The sequence below is a fragment of the candidate division TA06 bacterium genome, from assembly GCA_016208585.1.
Lineage (GTDB): Bacteria > Edwardsbacteria > AC1 > AC1 > EtOH8 > UBA5202.
Genome location: JACQXR010000136.1, coordinates 1 through 17,252, shown reverse-complemented (window position 1 = coordinate 17,252; position 17,252 = coordinate 1). Strand labels below are relative to the sequence as shown.

General features: G+C 53.4%; 11 protein-coding genes. 2 read left to right on the top strand and 9 right to left on the bottom strand.

Annotated elements, in window-relative coordinates:
• The 7 genes from HY768_10130 to HY768_10100 all read right to left on the bottom strand — a co-directional run.
• A partial coding sequence (locus HY768_10130) for a hypothetical protein (protein MBI4727553.1) occupies positions 1-921 on the bottom strand: 921 nt, incomplete at its 3' end.
• 137 nt (positions 922-1,058) lie between these two features.
• Positions 1,059-2,456, bottom strand: a complete 1,398-nt coding sequence (locus HY768_10125; protein ID MBI4727552.1) for an FG-GAP repeat protein — start codon at positions 2,454-2,456, stop codon at positions 1,059-1,061.
• Positions 2,457-2,902: 446 nt separating this feature from the next.
• Positions 2,903-3,532 (bottom strand): hypothetical protein, encoded by a 630-nt coding sequence (locus tag HY768_10120; GenBank protein MBI4727551.1) that lies wholly within the window; start codon positions 3,530-3,532, stop codon positions 2,903-2,905.
• 103 nt (positions 3,533-3,635) lie between these two features.
• Positions 3,636-5,336, bottom strand: coding sequence for an FG-GAP repeat protein (locus tag HY768_10115; protein ID MBI4727550.1), 1,701 nt, complete (start codon positions 5,334-5,336; stop codon positions 3,636-3,638).
• Between the two features lie 331 nt (positions 5,337-5,667).
• Positions 5,668-5,973, bottom strand: coding sequence for a hypothetical protein (locus HY768_10110; protein MBI4727549.1), 306 nt, complete (start codon positions 5,971-5,973; stop codon positions 5,668-5,670).
• Positions 5,974-5,999: 26 nt separating this feature from the next.
• The gene (locus HY768_10105; protein ID MBI4727548.1) at positions 6,000-6,434 is read right to left on the bottom strand and encodes a helix-hairpin-helix domain-containing protein; all 435 of its coding nucleotides are present in this window, start codon (positions 6,432-6,434) and stop codon (positions 6,000-6,002) included.
• Between the two features lie 7 nt (positions 6,435-6,441).
• Complete coding sequence (locus tag HY768_10100; GenBank protein ID MBI4727547.1) at positions 6,442-12,129, bottom strand: hypothetical protein; 5,688 nt, start codon at positions 12,127-12,129, stop codon at positions 6,442-6,444.
• Between the two features lie 307 nt (positions 12,130-12,436).
• On the opposite strand from HY768_10100, the gene HY768_10095 reads away from it, so the two are divergent.
• Both HY768_10095 and lptG read left to right on the top strand, forming a co-directional pair.
• Positions 12,437-13,663 carry an LptF/LptG family permease gene (locus HY768_10095; protein ID MBI4727546.1) on the top strand — a complete coding sequence of 409 codons (1,227 nt, stop codon included), beginning with the start codon at positions 12,437-12,439 and terminating at the stop codon, positions 13,661-13,663.
• Positions 13,660-14,754, top strand: a complete 1,095-nt coding sequence (gene lptG, locus HY768_10090) for an LPS export ABC transporter permease LptG (protein ID MBI4727545.1) — start codon at positions 13,660-13,662, stop codon at positions 14,752-14,754. Before HY768_10095 ends, lptG begins: the two co-directional genes overlap by 4 nt.
• 269 nt (positions 14,755-15,023) lie before the next feature.
• On the opposite strand, the gene HY768_10085 is transcribed toward lptG, so the two are convergent.
• Both HY768_10085 and HY768_10080 read right to left on the bottom strand, forming a co-directional pair.
• Positions 15,024-16,280 (bottom strand): adenosylhomocysteinase, encoded by a 1,257-nt coding sequence (locus tag HY768_10085; protein ID MBI4727544.1) that lies wholly within the window; start codon positions 16,278-16,280, stop codon positions 15,024-15,026.
• Positions 16,281-16,479: 199 nt separating this feature from the next.
• Positions 16,480-17,252: methionine adenosyltransferase (locus HY768_10080; GenBank protein ID MBI4727543.1), on the bottom strand; the 773-nt coding region annotated here is incomplete at its 5' end.

Sequence of the window (17,252 nt, the reverse complement as noted above, 5' to 3'; positions counted from 1 at the left end):
CCCGTCGAGATGTGTTATGCCGCATAGATCGGCAGTATTCCCGAAATACCAGGTATTCAACAGCTCGCCGTCGCTGCCGGCGACATAGACGCTGTCGGCTGCGGGAAACCAGATTGATTTCGGGCCCGGCTGGCTTAATGCGCCGAACTTCTCGACATAGCCGTGATTGAGAGGAACAATGTATTGATTCCAATTATTTACGCCCATCCTGCCGGGCGCCAGGGCCAGATTTGGAATATTGGTATTGGCCGGCCAGGTGTAGTAGCCGTCCGGCAAAGTTTTAACCACTCTTGAACTCCAGACGCCGCCGCCAAGCGTGGAGTCCACCGTGCCAACGTTATCCGCGGTTAGCCGCACCTTTACGCCGTCAGGCGTGTAGACGCTCTGGTACCAGCGGTAGCTATCACCACCGCTTAACGGAAAAGGGATGTTCTCAGTCCAGTTAGCGCCTCGATCTGTCGACTTCAATACTCTTCCATTCCCGCAAGCGATGAAACCCGTCCCATTGCTGGCAAAAGATATGTCCTTGAAAGCCGTGCCGGCGGGCAAGGCAGGCATTGATACTATCAACCAACTCGTTCCGCCATTCGTCGTTCGGCGGAGCACACCTTCATACTTGTTCGGCGCCGCCTTCTTCTCGCCGACAATCCAGCCATAGCTGCCGACGAAGCGCACCGCGTTCAGGTCGTATTCAGCCAGGCCCAGATCAACTGTATTCCAAGTGGTCCCGCTCTTGCGCAATACCAGGCCGCCGGCGCCAACCGCCCAGTTACCGCCTTCGGAAATGCCCCGCACCGCGCCGGTATATTCCTTGTCCCAGGGGTTTATCGGCACCGAGTAGATATAAGTCTGTCCCCAGGCAGCCGTTACGCCAATCAGGCACAACACAGCCGCCATAAACCCCAGAAATCTCTTAGACATGTTTGTTTCCTTTCGTTGTTCGTTATTCGTAAACTGTTATTTGTTATTCGTGTTTGGTGTTTGCTGTTCACCGTTTACATTTTCCGTTTTTTTACCATGAGTGTGGTCGAGGGGTCGTTTTCTGTTTTTACCCAGTCTCACCTGATGCAGGTCATTCTTCTTACCATGCTTTCTCCTCCTGTTTTAAGTTGATAAATATATATTCCGTTGGAAACCTTTTGCCCGTTGTCATCGCGCCCATTCCACTTAACTTCATAACTTCCCGCCTTCTTATCATCATTTACTAATGTCTTCACCAACTGTCCCGCTATGTTGTAAACCTTTAGGGTCACGGTCGCTGGTTGTGGAAGCTGGAAGGAAATAGCGGTTGTGTGACGGAACGGATTGGGGCTGTTTTGGAACAACTTTGAACTGTAAACACTAAACGGGTCAACTGGCGGTTGCCCTGCAACCGCATCGGGGCCAGTGTATTTGCACAGCCAGATCATGTTATCGGTGTCGGCGAAGTAGTTTGAGATTAAGAACTCATCCTTACCATCGCCGTCAACGTCCCCGGCAAGGGCTACACGGGCGCCCAGGGCATCCCCGCCCGGAGTGCTTCCCCTTCCGATGATATACGCATCGCATTGCTTTTGCATCGTTGGACGCCGCAGCCAAAGATATGCCTTCCCGGGATCGTAAAATGCCACTAACCCGCTGGCCAGCAGATCTCCTAATTTATCTTTATCCGCATATCCGGAAGTGGATGACCAATAACCAAGTCCGCTGTCCGTCATTTCAATTCCGTCCACCGTCCAATCCGGCACAATCTCTCCGGTAATATCCCCGGGTATCATATAGCATTTCCCCTCGCCAAAATCGCCCGCGGGGTTCCCCCAGATCGGAGTGCCGAACCAGCCCACCGCGTTAAAACCGGCTGTGTCACTATTAACGACTGACACATTAAATGCTCCCAATGTCTGTTCATACCCCTCCCCGTATATCCATCCGTCGGCCACCGTGTCCATCGGCGCGCCGCCGTAATACACATACACCTTGCCCGCGGCCAAAGCAGTCTTGCAGTTGCCATGCGCGCCCACTAATATGTCGTCATACCCGTCGCCGTTCATGTCACCCCCGCTGGATACGTCATGGCCGAAGAACTCGTAATACCCGGCCTCGCCGTGGCCGGTCATATAAACATCCGGCCAGGTGTGCAGGCCCAGCGTATCCCCGTAATACACGTACACCCGGCCTTCAGAATTGCCCACGCCCCAACTGTATGCGCCAACTATCAGGTCACTTATGCCATCGCCGTTGATATCACCGGCGGAAATCGTACCGCCAAAGTTCGTGGCCGTGGCGCTGCCGTAGCCCCCAATCACCAAGTCCGGCGTGGGGTTCAAATCAACCCCGGTGCCGTAGTGGATATTTACCTGGCCTTTTTTATCGTTGGTTCCTATTCCCCTAGCATCGCCTACAGCCAAATCACCGTAGCCATCCTTATTAAAATCGGCTATGCAAAAGGTGGGATGATAACCTATTGAATCGTACACAAGTTCCTGGCTCGGTGTTGCGCTTAATGTGGGTCCACCATTAAAAATATACACTTTACATTTAAGTCTATCGCCGGATACATTAATTGCCGAGTCTATGGAACTAACAAAATCAGAATACCCGTCGCCATTCAAGTCACCGCCAGCCATTCTTAGTCCCCAACCCTGCCATTGTTCTGAGGTTTCAGGTTTTGCCTTTTGCCAGATGATGTCCAGGTTATAGGTGGTTTGCCCAAAGCAAAGGCAAAATGCAAAAGGCAGAAGGCAAAATATAAATATGCAGCGTTTCATGGGTTTTTCCTTTTATAGAGTGCAATAATATCTTATATCTTTCCCTTGAACAAGTCAAGGCCGTTGGTTACAAAGTTAGGCCGCATACCGCGGGAAACCATTTTAAACCTCTTGATCTTTTAAACCTTTCTAACCATTTGTGGGCTGCCCTGCTATTAGTTTCCGCCGCCAAGCGTGGAGTCCACCGTGCCAACGTTATCCGCGGTTAGCCGCACCTTTACGCCGTCAGGCGTATATACGCTCTGGTACCAGCGGTAGCTCTCACCGCTCCCTAATGGAAAAGGGATAATCTCAGTCCAGTTAGCGCCTCCGTTTGTTGATTTCAGCACTCGGCCATTGCCACAAGCTATGTATCCCTTATTCGCATCGGCAAAATACACGTCCTTGAAGGCCGTGCCGGCGGGGAGATTCAAAGCAGAAAGTGATATCTCTGCCCAATTTATTCCTCCATCGATTGTTCGCATCAAAACACCTTTGTATTTATCCGGCGCCGCCTTCTTCTCGCCGACAATCCAGCCATAACTGCCGACGAAGCGCACCGCGTTCAGGTCGTATTCCGCCAGGCCCAGATCAACTGTATTCCAAGTGGTCCCGCTCTTGCGCAACACCAGGCCGCCGGCGCCAACCGCCCATGTACCGCCTTCGGAAATGCCCCGCACCGCGCCGGTGTATTCCTTGTCCCAGGGGTTTATCGGCACAGAGTAGATATAAGTCTGTCCCTGGGCAGCCGTTATGCCAATCAGACACAACACAGCCGCCATAAATCCCAGAAATCTCTTAGACATGTTCGTTTTCCTTTCGTTGTTCGTTTTCTGCCTTTGCCGCCGCTGGCGGCACCCCGCCAAAGGCGGTGGCGTTTTCTGATTTCATTTTTTGATTTATGCACGCTCACCTGATGCAGATCATTCTTCTTACCATGCTTCTTCCTCCTGTTTTAAGTTGATAGATATATATTCCGTTGGAAACCCATTGTCCCCTTTCATCGCACCCATTCCACTTAACTTCATAACTTCCCACCTTCTTATCTTCATTTACTAATGTCTTTACCAACTGTCCGGCAATGTTGTACACCTTTAGGGTCACGGTCGCTGGTTGTGGAAGCTGGAAGGAAATAGTGGTTGTGTGCGTGAACGGATTGGGAACGTTCTGTAACAATTTAACCTCTTTAACGTTTTCAACATTTTCGTCCTCTATTCCATCGGGACCAGTGTACTTGCACAGCCAGATCATGTTGTTACTATCGGCCCAGTAATTTGATATCAAAAACTCATCCTTGCCGTCGCCATCAACGTCCCCGGCTTTGGCTACGCTTGCTCCCATTACATCTCCGTGAGCTCCTGGAATGCCGTATCGTCCTAAAATATATGCGTCATATTGACTGTTCATCGTAGGCTTTCGTAACCATAAATAAACAGCACCCTTATCGTCGTTTTCATATGCCGCTCCTGCGACCAGGTCCTCCAGTTTATCCTTATCGCTGTATCCCGATGAGGAAGACCAACAACCTAGCCCGCTGCTTTTATTATTCCCAAGCACCGTGAATAATGGCGTTATTTCACCGGTAACGTCACCTGGTATCATGTAACATTTTCCAGAGTCAAGGTCACCGGCATTGGATGGCCAGATCGGCGTTCCGAACCAACCCACTGCGTTAAAACCGGCCGTGTCAGCGGAAACATTGGAAACATTAAACACACCCAATGTCTGCTCATACCCCTCCCCGTATACCCATCCATCGGCCACCGTGTCCATCGGAGCGCCGCCGTAATACACATATACTTTGCCCGCGGCCAAAGCAGTCTTGCAGTTGCCATGCGCGCCCACTAATATGTCGTCATACCCGTCGCCGTTCATGTCATCCCCGCTGGATACGTCATGGCCGAAGAACTCGTAATACCCGGCCTCGCCGTGCCCGGTCATATAAACATCCGGCCAGGTGTGCAGGCCCAGCGTATCCCCGTAATACACGTACACCCGGCCTTCAGAATTGCCAACGCCCCAACTGTATGCGCCCACAATTAAATCATCAATTCCATCGCCATTGATATCGCCAGCGGATATGGTAACTCCAAAACTCGTATTTGTCGCGCTTCCGGGACTTATTATCACCAAACCAGGCGTTGAGGAAACATCCACCCCATTCCCATAATGAATATTTACACATCCTTTGTTCGCGCTTGCGCCAACACCGTTATCATCGCCTATGGCAAGGTCGTTATACCCGTCATGGTTGAAATCAGCAATGCACAAAGACGGGTGAGCACCGATGGAATCGTATACTATCACTTGATCCGGCAAAGTATCAATTGCCGGGCCACCGTGGAATATATATATCTTACACCTTAACCTCTCACCACCAAGCTCTATGATTGAATCCGTATAACTGACGATGTCCGAATAACCATCGGCATTCAGATCACCTCCACACATAACATATCCCCAATACGGTACTGCGCCGGGCACTGGTTTATCCGGCGAGCCTTTCTGCCACATAATCTGCAGGTTGTAAGTGGTCTGCCCTGCTGCCGGCACAGCCGGCAGAATTACAAATGTCAAATTCAGAATTAATAATGTAAGTATGCGTTTCATGGGTTTTTCCTTTAGCGTTCAGTTAAAGTGTATATCTTTTCCTCGCAAAAGTCAAGGCCGTTGGTTACAAAGTTAGGCCGCATACTGCGGAAAACCATTTCTAACTAATTCTTATGCTCCGAAAATTAATTGTTTACCCATAAACACTAATTTTTATCCATTCAACGGCAATTTTCAGAGGTTAAACGACTATTTTCGGAGTTCCGTCACTAATTATCGGAGTCCGACAGCTAATTTTGGGGCTTGCAACGGCAATTATTGCGATTCCAATGTTAATTTTTGGGCAATGAAACTGGATTGCCTCCCGAATAATCCGGCATAGTGGAATTGTCTAATGACAAACTTGTTGCTTGACCGCAGGTTTCCTTCGCCCGCTCTTCAATGGCTTAATCCCGAACTCCTCCAATTTCTCGTTCTTCTTGCCGTATTGTCCCTGCAACGAGCTTATTATCCGGGCCGAGTTGTCTTTAAGGTCTTTCATCAGTTTGTTCAGCCGAACCGTGGATTCCTGGGTCTTGGCCTTAAGCTCTTCCTGAACCTTGTCCTCGGCCCTGGCATCGTCAAGCAGTTTGGCAAACTCGGCGATCTTTACCGGCAGGGCCAGTTCCTTCTCGTTTTTCTTCAAGCCGGAAAGCATCTTACATTCATTTTCTCGTTATTGTCTCAGGGACCCACCGTCACATGCTCTATCAGCTGACTCAGGCGCTTGGGGCCGATGCCCCTTACTTTCCTCAATTCATCCGCTTTCTTAAATCCGCCTTGGGCGGCCCGGTAATCAACTATCCTCCTGGCCATGGCCGGCCCGATATTAGGCAGTTTTTCCAAGGCCTGCTGCGAAGCCCGATTGATGTTGACCCTTTGGGCCGGGAAATATTTTTGGCTCTGATTAGACAATACTTCTTCAGACCCGAGGGTGTCGGCCGAAAGACTTTGAGCCGCCCCGCTGTCGCGGGGAGTCGGCAGTCCGGCGATGACGCTTTTCAAGCCCGGGGCAAAACCGGGATGGCTTTTTTTATAAACCAAGATGGCGGTGCCGGCCACAAAAGCGGCCGTCAAAAATATCACGGCCTTTTTTTCGTCCGGGGTAAATCCAAACATGGCGCGGTTAAAAAGTTACGGTGACGGTGGCGTTAAGGCTGTAGGAACGGCTGTCCGTGGTTTTAATTATTTTATTTGTGCTGCTGGTATATGACCCGCTTAACTCCCCCTTGATGTTCCGGGTAAAATTATAGGTGGCGTTGGGCGAAATGGATATCTCAGTTTTATCGCTGTCGTATTTGTCCTTGCTGACCGGCTCATTCAAATCCAATTTGGGGGCCGAAACAGTATTGGAATAATTGGTCTGCAGTCCCAGGTTAAGATCGCTTTTGAATTTGAACCTTTTCTTGCCCATTTTCCACAGGTTAAGCACAAAGCCCTGGGGCGCGCTGAAGGAATAACTGCCCGAGGCGCTGACTTTCATATTGCGGGAATAGTCTTTCTGCCAGCCGCTGGGAAACTCGGCGCCGGCGGAGGGCAGGCGGCTGTCGGTGGTGGAATAATCAAAGGAAGCCTGGGCGCTGACCTGCTTTTTCCATCTGGTATTCAGGGAGATCATGGGGCTGAAACTGCGGCTGATGTTCCAGCGGGTGGTATCCCGATCCCGGCCGGCCTGAAAGGCCATATCCTCGCGCTTGGAATAATTGCTGCTTAGGCTGGCGCTGGTCAGTATTTTTAGGCCTTTGAACATCCGCTCCACCGAGTTCAGGCTGGTCCTGAGGTCAGGCCAGGTGGTGGCCTGGCTGGAGATAGCGCTGTTTGGCTCCCAGGTCCAGGAATCGTTACGCTGCCAGCCGGCATTGATGCTTAACTGGCCCAGCGAGCCCCCGGTGCTGGCCGAATAGTTATTGGTGATGCCGGCCCGCTCCTGGGCCAGGGGGGCATAGCTTTCCGCCGAACGCGGTTTCCGGCGCCAGCCTAACTGATAAAAAATGTCGGGATAAAAAATATCCGGCCGGCTTTTCAGCCCCGACGAACTGTTGGTTTTGCTTTGGGAGAAAGTTAAATCCAGCGGATCCATTTTTTTAAGCATTTTTTCCAGCTGGATGACTAACCATAAAGGAGTCCCGGCTTCGGTGGAATCGTCCCGGGCTTCGTTCCGTAGGGCCGTAACTTTGACTAACCACTTGGCTATTTCCAGATTGGCGTTGAGCGAAAGGTTGTTGGCGTTGGAAACATCCAGAAACGATGAGGAATCAGGGTTGCCCGGAACCAGGTACGCCCGGTTGGCCTGGTTATAAGTGGCGCTATAGTTAAAGGTGGGCTGCACTATTTTGAGCCAGCTAAGGGTGGTATGGTAATCCACCGACTGGGTGCGGGAAACCTCCGCTCCCAGGCCGTAACGCCGGGCCAGTTCGCCAGCGCCGGTACTCTGTAAAAGATTGCGGTTAGTGGTCAGTGAATATTTCAAGGGGTCGGCTATCTGCCAGCCCAGAGCGGCGCTGCCGCCCCGGGTCAGGCCGCTGCCGGCGGTGCTGACCGCATTGACCTGCTTGTCCAGATTCCAGCGCCAGATGCGGTTGTTGTTGACTGCAAAAGAGATTCCGGAAGGCAGGTAATAGAGTTTCAGCCAGTTCTTTATCCCCAGACTTCTTTTGGCTTTGGGGCCCCATCCCCAATTGATGCCGGTGTTAAGGGTGGTGTTACTGTCGGAATTTTGCCTGTTGCTGAATGTAGTGCGGCTCCAGGCCAGCGAGGCCGTCATCCGGTCTATGGTGAAATCCGTCAGCCACCACCGGGACGGGTTCTTGCTCAGGGAAATGCCTGCATCCTGGCCGCGGCTCCAGTTCATTTGTTCGGAGCTTTCCTGATCGGTCAGCTTGCGGTCGTCTCCGCCATACCAGGGGTAACTCTCTGACAGGCTGGCCCCGAAGCGCACCGGTACGGCCAGGCCCAGGCGGTTAAGATAAAACTTATCCAGCTGCAAGTTTCCGCTCAGGCTATAGCTTACATCCTGGGACAACGCTGGGACACGGTCCATCGTGTACCAATAAGCATCAGTGCGGTTATATCCCAGACTGAGGGATAACAGGTCGGCCAGCCCCAGCCTGATATTGGCTATTACCGCCGTTCCCCGGTCTCGCCGCACTTCGTCCAAGCGGAGATTGTCAAACCAGACCTCGTCGCTGTAAAAAGGAACCAACGTATCCTGATTGAGCGCGCCCAAATACAGCGCGCCGATGCTGGCCAGATTGGGAGTGCCCTTGACGGTAAAGGCCCCCTGCTGCCTGAAGCCGCGGGCGTCGGGTTCAAGCTTCTTCAGGCTGCTTAAATCTTCCAGGGTCAGCGATAACTCCTGCCATCCGGCCGAAAGCGATCCGGTGTATTGATAAAAAGGGCTGGAGCTGTCCGCGTTAGACGCCAGCCGAACCAGAAACTGCCCGGCTCCGGAACGCCCTTTGACCCAGATTTTAAGTTTTTTATAACCGGTATAATTATTTTCCCTGGCATTGGTGTTTCTTTGGGCCAACGCCAGGTGCCCTGGTTTGAGGTTGGCCAATTTTAAAGCCAGGCTCTGCTCGAACTTGGGGCGCCCGTTTTCAGTCTCCACCGCATTGGGAGGGGGCAGATAGTCGGCGTCGTCCTTGTTGTTTTTGACCGTTATGTGGAATTGCTCGCTGCTGTCCACCGGATTGGAATACAATGCCGCAGTAATGGGTTTCTCCTGCCAGCGGTTGCCCGATATTTCCACCAAAGCCAGTTCCACCTCGGCCGAGGCGGCTGCGCAGCTGTCCACCCAAACCCGGGCATAGTAAATGTTGCCCCAGCCGTATTGATAACCTGCCGGACTGGCCGAATCCAGCGGCACCGAAAATTTCCGCCAACCGCTGGGGTTGGGGTCCCCGCTGCTTCCCGAAAGATTGAAGGCAAAGGTATAGTAACTGTCGCTTTGTTTCCAATATTCTCCCGGGCCTTTGCCGGAAAGTTTAAGATCCTCGGTATCGTAGATCCCGTTGCCTTCGGTTCCGTTGCCGCGGGTGGAATCGCCGGCGACAAAGTCGTCGTTGCCGGCGTCGCCGGTCCCCAAGGCTTCGGCATCCGCCTGGTCAACGCTGTCCAAGCCGATGTCATTGGCGTCAACATATATCTGCTGGCCGCCGGGGGCCAATGGCTCGGCGTCCACGGTATCGGGGCGGCCTTTGATGTTGCCCCAGGCATCGCGCCATACCTGGTCCCTGCTGATCTCCCGGCCGAAATCTATATGCAGTCTTATGTCGGAGCTGGTTCTTACCCAGACATTAAGCAGTTTGCTTTGGCTTAAATCTATTCCGTTCTTGCTGAGCAATTGGGTAATGCCCGTCCAAGAATTTTGACGCGCCACGCTGTCCGGTTCGTGATGGAGCTTAAGAGTGGTAACCTGATCTTTTTTCAGGTTCTCATCGGTGATGGCCGGGTTTATCTCTCCCTGGGTCACCTTGGTTTCGGGATTGTACCAAAAAGTTCTTTGGGCCAATTGATCCCTAGTTTTGGGAAAACGGGGATCGGCCGGAATGCTGGAATGCACCCAACCCTGACGGAGCAGGCTCAGGCCGTCGGTCAGCTTGGCGCCGTCCATGTCGTCCAGAAAAACCTCGCCCTTGGTGTTGGGGTTGGGAAAGTTGGCCGCAGCCTCGGCCGAGATCTCAAAACTTGAAACAGCCTCGGTTTCCACCCCCGGCAGATAGTTTACCAGAGTGGTCAAAAATCCGGGGCTGGCCTTGTAGAATCCGTCCAGCCCGGCCACTATCATCCGGGCGGGCTCCTCGCCCAGCCGGGGCTTGGTCTCCAGGCTTTGCTCGCTGCGGTACAGCCAGGTTCCGCCCAGCTGGGCCTGTTCGCTGAATTTATAGATGCCCCGCAAGCCGGCCAGGGTCTTGGTGCCGAAGGAGGCCCAGGGCAGGTATTGATAGCTGATTTTCAGGCCGGTGCCGGCCTGGATCACCTTTTCCCGGTAGGCCTCGGCAAAGGTGATCGTTCCGGTCTCGTAATCCACCGTATATTGATTGGACGGCACCGTCTCCCCGCCGATGGTCACCTGCACGGTTCCATCTTCCTCTATCAACTGTCCGGGAACATCCAGCATGTACACCGCTTCTTTGGTAAGATAGCCGACCACTATCTGGTATTGGGGCGTAACCCTCTCCAGATTGACGCTGTCGTAAATGGCCGGGTTCTTCACCCGCAGGCTATCGTGGTCAAATGGCCGGGTCAGGTACGGGGGATACTTTAAGTTAAAATAGAAATAACCCTTGGACAGGTGCAGGTTCTGGAAATTGATCACGCCGTTGGAATCGGACAAGTCCATCAGATAGGTAAATCTCTTTTTGCTGACCGAATCCCTTTCCGGGTAATCTGTATCCAGTCCTTCGGTTCTTTTTTTAACTTTGATGCTAAGGCTGCTTTCCACGATATTGCTGGAACCGATATTGTAAAAATTTCTGAATTCATAGTTCCAGGCGTAGCCGTCGGCCGACAGGCTGTCCGGTGGCCGGCAGTTGCCGGGCTTGATGACGGCCAGGTTGGGCTGGCTGGCGCCTTTAAAAATAGTCGAGTCCGGATAATACCGTTCGTTTTTGGTTTTATAAGCCACCATTAACACATCGGTGGACTGCAACCCGTATTCCAAGCTTAAAAGATAGCCGCCGCCGCCGATGATCCTTTCGTAGCCGTATTCCTCGATCACCTTCTTTTCGATGGCCCTATAACTGCTTGTGTCTATAACGGCAAAAGTATCTAATCCATAAAAAGGGCGAAAATCCCGCCTGCTGCGGTTCAGCCCGTTAACCGTTTTCTCGTTAGTCTGGGATTGGTTTTGCGAATTTACATAGACCCGCAGATCAGCGATGGAATCGGCCGGATCGGCCAGCGGAATCCAGAAAAAACGGTGAGCGATGAAATCCTTGTCGTTGTATTTGTTTTCCTTCTGCTGGCTTTGGCCCACAAAACTCTTGGTCTCGCCCTGCCCCTCGTCCTTGCTGGCAATGGCGGTCAGCTCCAAGCCGCCCAGCCTGGCCACTCCCTTCAGTCCGAACAGTCCCTTGTGCTGGGTAGTCAGGCCGCCGATCAAGGATGCTCCCACCAGGCTGAACTCGGTGTCCCCGGCCTCCAGCCTTTGCAGAATCTCGTCTTCCTTGCCCTCGTAATACAGGCGGATCTTGCTTTTCTTGTCCGTCAAGGCTTCGCTGTTCCAGTCTATCAGAACGTGCAGCCTTTCGCCGATGATGCCCTCCAGATTTACCTGTTGTTCCTGCTTTATTTTCAGGGCAAAACTGCCGGTGGCCTCGGTGAAATCTATTCTTCCATAGTTGTCGGTTTGCTGGCCGCCTATGGTTATTTTTTCGCTGCCGCTTATTTTTATCTGGGCGCCGGAACCCAGCAACTTACCGATCCCCGGCAGCGACACATTGATGTCGGGAATCAGCCCTTCGCCGGAGCGGTCGGCGGCCGGCTTGGCCAAAAAGTCAGCGTTGTTCTGCCGCCACAGAGTTGACAATCCGGACTGGCGGCGCTTCAGGCCGACGCCTTCCAGTGTGTTATAATTTTGGGATAGCGGGAAGTCCTTGTACATTTCCAGTTCCAGCATGGCGTTAAGGCTCAGATTCAGACTGTCTTTAACCGCTATATTCTGATCCCTGATCGGCTGGCCGATGAATCCTGCGGTCAGGGAATCAAGCGAACCCGGCTCCTGGGCCCAAGCCAGGCCCGCTCCGGCCAACGTTACCAGGAACAGGGACAGAATGAGTTTGAATGTCTTATTTGCGGAAAGTGGTTTCAAAATTTGTCTAAAAAATCTTTTTATCAGGCTTTACAAGACAATCAGAATTAAAATAAATCCGTTAAATCTTGTTAATTCGCTTGCGCTTTTATTACAGCTTCCTCGTGCCTGCACGCTGTAGTAGCTATTAATAGTGGCTGCTTCGGCACGCAAGCGTGTGCCATAGCTTTCGCTTAGGCTACTTGCTTGTCTTCTCTTGGAGGCCGTAGCCTCAGCGAAGGCACTCCTGTTTAATTGGTTTCCAGCCTGTCTGCCGGGATGTAGAAAACTCTTGCATTTTTAAGGATTACGGGTTAATATTAGGGCCATGAAAATAGCGGATCGTTATCTTTTGAGGGAGCACCTGGCCCCCTTTTTCTTTGCGTTGGCCGTCACCACCTTCATTTTGCTGATGGACAAACTGTTTGAGCTGATCGACCTTTTGATCGGCAAACGGGTGACCGGGCTGGTGGTGTTTAAGATATTTGCCTTAAGCCTGCCGTCGATACTGGCCCTGACCGTTCCCATGGCGGTGCTGGTGGCGGTATTGATGACCTTCGGCCGGATCTCAGGAGACAACGAACTGACCGCTCTTAAATCCGCCGGCCTGCCTTTGGCCCGGCTGCTTCTGGCCCCGGTACTGGCCAGTATAATTTTGACCATCGGCCTGTACTTTTTTACCGACCGGGTCCTGCCCGAGGCCAACCATTCGTTAAAGAACACTTTCATGGCCATATCCTCCGCCAAACCGACGTTAAGGCTTAAGGAAAACACTTTCGTTTCGGATTTTACCGGCTACAATATCCTGGTGGGCAAGGTGGATGCCGGCAATTCCCGCCTGCATAAGATCACCATCTACGAAAGCGTCCCCAATGGCTACCCCCGCACCATAATCGCCGACGAAGGGCAGCTGACCATGATGAGCAAACAGAACGTTCTGCGGCTGGAACTGTGGCGGGGGCAGATCCACGAAGCCGACGCCAGCGATCCCCGGACCTACCACAAAATGGATTTCAACACCCACGTCATCAATCTGCCCCTGGACCCGGCCACGGTCCAGACGGTGCGGGCTCAGCGGGGAGACCGGGAAATGACCTCTCAAATGATGCGGGCGCAGATAGCCCAGATAGAACAAACCATCGCCCCCGTCAAAACCCAGTTGGCCGATTCGGCCCGGCTGTCGTTCTGGCAAAAAGAGCAGTTCAAGCAGGATATCCACAATAAGACCAGCGACATCCGGCGCTACCAGGTGGAGGTTCAAAAAAAACTGGCCATCCCTTTTGCTTGCCTGGTCTTCGTATTTCTGGGAGCGCCGCTGGGAGCTCTGACCCGGCGGGGTTCCATGGGCGCCAGCATTGGCCTGGCCCTGGGATTCTTCGTGCTTTATTATCTGGCTTTGGTGGGCGGCGAAGAATTGGCCGACCGCCAGATAATGTCTCCCTGGCTGGCTATGTGGGCCGCTAATATTATTTTGGGAACCTGCGGATCCCTGCTCCTTTTGTGGCAGAACTCCGAGATCGACCTGCGCAAACTAATCCCCAAAAAGGCAATATGAAGATCATCGACCGCTATCTGATCCGCGAATTCCTGAAAACCATGCTGCTGGCTTTGGTTTCCTTTGCGCTGCTTTTCATCCTGGTGGACGTCTTTGAGAAACTGGACATCTTCATTGACGCCAAGGCAAAACTTTGGATGGTGGCTCTTTTCTATCTATATCAGATACCCTATATCCTGGTGCTGACCCTGCCGGTGGCCATGCTATTGGCCAGCATGGGGACCATCAGCCAGATGTCGAGGAATTATGAGATCGTGGCCCTCAAGTCCTCGGGCGTCAGCCTTAACCGGATATTCCTGCCGCTGCTGCTACTGGGCCTGCTGGTAAGCCTGATGGCGCTGGGCTTCGGGGAGACGGTGGTCCCTTATACTAACCAAAAACGGGGGAACCTGGAGCGTCAGGATATCCGAAAACGCAGCTTGTATTTCGAATCGATCCGCACTAATTTATACTATGCCGGCACCGGGGGAAGATTTTATTTCATCAAAAAATACGACGTTCCCCAAGCCGCCATGGACTCGGTGGTGATCTGGCAGCTGGACGCCCAAAACCGGCTGGCGGTGCGGGTGGATGCCCCCAGGGGACTATGGGTCAACGATCACTGGGAACTTCAGGGGATCAAAGGAGCGCCCATCATCCGGCGCCAATTCATCAACGACCAGATGCAGGAGGACAGCCTCCAGTTTCTGGCTTTGACCGGATTCCAGGAAACCCCGGAATCATTCACCAAAAGGGTCCTGCTGCCGGACGAGATGAATTTTGCCCAATTGGCCAGGTATATCGACGCCCTGCGGCGCTCCGGCGGCGACGCCCACCGTTACGTGGTGGACCTGTATTTCAAGCTTTCCTTTCCCTTTGCCAATTTCATCATCTTGCTTTTCGGGCTGCCCATCCTCTCCAATGCCCGAAAAAGCGGGGCCACTTTAAGTTTCTCCCTATCGCTTTTGGTCTGCTTTGTTTTTTGGGGGATATTGCAGACCGGGCGGGCCCTGGGCCATAATGCTTCCCTGATGCCCGGGCTGGCGGCCTGGCTTCCCAATCTGATTTTCGGAGCACTGGGGCTGTACATTCTTTACCGGGCCCCCAAATAAAAAAACCGTTCTAACTCAGCGCCTCCGGATCAAAACCAAATACCAACCGCCCCTTTATGCGTTGTGGCTGAAAACAAAAAGGGGGAATACAAGATATTTGGTTTTTGCCGGAAGAAACTGACTTAAACGGCCGTTAGTGCTTCCTCTTGATTTTGTTTGCCGGCGGGCAAGCTGTATTTTTAAAAGAATACAGTCTTGCCCGCTTTTTTTATTTGAGTTGTAATTATTTCGAGCCTTTTGCGTGTTTCGGTGGCTTTGTATTCTTTGGATTAGGTACCCATCTCCCACGAGGCCAGGTACTTCTTCTGCTCCGGGGTCAGGGTGTCCACCTTGACTCCCATGGCTTTCAGCTTAAGACCGGCTATCTGCTGGTCCATCTCCTGGGGCAGGGAATACACCTTCTTCTGCATGCCCCGGCCTTTTTTGGCCAGGGTCTCGGCCGCCAATGACTGGTTGGCAAAGCTCATGTCCATCACGCTGGCCGGATGTCCCTCGGCGCTGGCCAGGTTTATCAAACGTCCCTCGGCCAGGATGATGACGTGACGGCCCGAAGGCATGACGTATTCCTCGACCAGCGGCCTGACCTCGCGCTTGGCCTTGGCCACTTTGCACAGTCCGGCCAGATCCAGCTCCACGTTAAAGTGCCCGGAATTGCAGACAATGGCTCCGTCCTTCATGGCCTTGAAATGTTCGGACCGAATGACGTTGATGTCGCCGGTGACCGTGATGAAGAGATCTCCCAATCTGGCGGCCTGAGCCAGGGGCATCACCAAAAAACCGTCCATCAGGGCTTCCAGTGCCTTGACATTGTCCACCTCGGTGACGATGACATTGGCTCCCATTCCCTTGCCCCGCCTGGCCAGCCCCCGGCCGCACCAGCCGTAACCGGCCACCACCATGGTGGAGCCGGCCAGCAGAAAGTTGGTGGCCCTTAAGACTCCGTCCAAGGTGCTTTGCCCGGTGCCGTAACGGTTATCGAACATATGCTTGGTTAAAGAATCGTTGACCGCGATCACCGGAAAGGCCAGGGTTCCGGCCTTTTCCATGCTCCTTAAGCGGATGACGCCGGTGGTGGTTTCCTCGGTCCCGCCGATGATGTTCTTTAAAAGGTCGCTCCGCTTGGAATGAAGCTCGGAGACCAGGTCGGCCCCGTCGTCCATGGTGATGTTGGGCCGCTGATCCAGCGACTGGTTGAGGTGGCGGTAGTAGGTCTCCTTATTCTCGCCCTTGACCGCGAAAACCTGGACCCCGTAGTCTTTGACCAGCGAGGCCGCCACCTCGTCCTGGGTGGAAAGGGGGTTGGAGGCGCACAATCTGAGCTCGGCTCCGCCGGCTTTAAGCGTCCGCATCAGGTTGGCGGTCTCGGCCGTAACGTGGAGACAGGCCGAGAGCTTTACCCCTTTCAGAGTCTTCTCTTTTTCAAAGCGCTGGCGGATGATCCGCAGCACCGGCATGGATTTTTCGGCCCACTCGATCTTGTTCTTTCCCTGGGCAGCTAATTTGATATCCTTGATATCGTAGTTCATTCTTTCTTTCTCCTTAAATTTGTAACTCTTCAGAGCCACCAAGCGGTGCACTGAGCCAGCCGAAGTGACACCAAGCATGCACTGAGCACTTCGGCTCGGCTCAGTGTAAACTTTGCCGAAGTGGCACCAAATACGATTTCCCATTTCCAATTTTTAAATTTGGCTTAGTGTCCTAGTGCCTTTGTGGCTGAATGATCACTTATTTTTTAGCCGCGGCCCTAAGCTTGGCAGCCATGTCGGTCTTTTCCCAGGTAAAGCCTTCCTCCTCGCGCCCGAAGTGGCCATAGGCCGCGGTGCGGCGGTAAATGGGCCGTTTCAGGTTCAGCATCGAGACGATGCCGTGGGGGGTCAGATCAAAGTGCTGGCGGATGATCTTGGTCAGCCTGCCGCTGTCCGCCTTGCCGGTGCCGTAGGTGTCCACCGCGATGGAGACCGGTTCGGCCACCCCGATGGCGTAGGCCAGCTGGATCTCGCAGCGCTCGGCCAGCCCGGCCGCCACCACGTTCTTGGCTATGTATCTGGCGGCATAGGCGGCGCTCCGGTCCACTTTGGACGGGTCCTTGCCCGAGAAGCAGCCGCCCCCGTGCCGGCCCAGCCCGCCGTAGGTGTCCACGATGATCTTGCGGCCGGTCAGGCCGGAATCGCCCTGGGGCCCGCCGATCACGAACCGTCCGGTGGGATTGACCAGGATCTTGGTCTTGTCGTCCATCAGTTTGGCGTCGACCACCCGGTTGATGACGTGTTTCAGGATGTCCCTTTTGACCCGGTCCTCCTTGACTTCGGGGTCATGCTGGGCCGAGATCACGATATTGTCGACCCGCTTGGGTTTGCCGTTGTCGTATTCCACCGTCACCTGGGACTTGCCGTCGGGGCGGAGGTAGTCCAGGGTGCCCTTCTTGCGGACCTCGGACAGGCGCCTGGTCAACTGGTGGGCCAACATAATGGGCAGGGGCATCAATTCCGGGGTGTCGT

Coding starts and splice junctions, on each gene's coding strand:
- HY768_10120 (MBI4727551.1), bottom strand. CDS start 3,532: ATGTCTAAGAGATTTCTGGGATTTATGGCGGCTGTGTTGTGTCTGATT.
- HY768_10115 (MBI4727550.1), bottom strand. CDS start 5,336: ATGAAACGCATACTTACATTATTAATTCTGAATTTGACATTTGTAATT.
- HY768_10110 (MBI4727549.1), bottom strand. CDS start 5,973: ATGCTTTCCGGCTTGAAGAAAAACGAGAAGGAACTGGCCCTGCCGGTA.
- HY768_10105 (MBI4727548.1), bottom strand. CDS start 6,434: ATGTTTGGATTTACCCCGGACGAAAAAAAGGCCGTGATATTTTTGACG.
- HY768_10095 (MBI4727546.1), top strand. CDS start 12,437: ATGAAAATAGCGGATCGTTATCTTTTGAGGGAGCACCTGGCCCCCTTT.
- lptG (MBI4727545.1), top strand. CDS start 13,660: ATGAAGATCATCGACCGCTATCTGATCCGCGAATTCCTGAAAACCATG.
- HY768_10085 (MBI4727544.1), bottom strand. CDS start 16,280: ATGAACTACGATATCAAGGATATCAAATTAGCTGCCCAGGGAAAGAAC.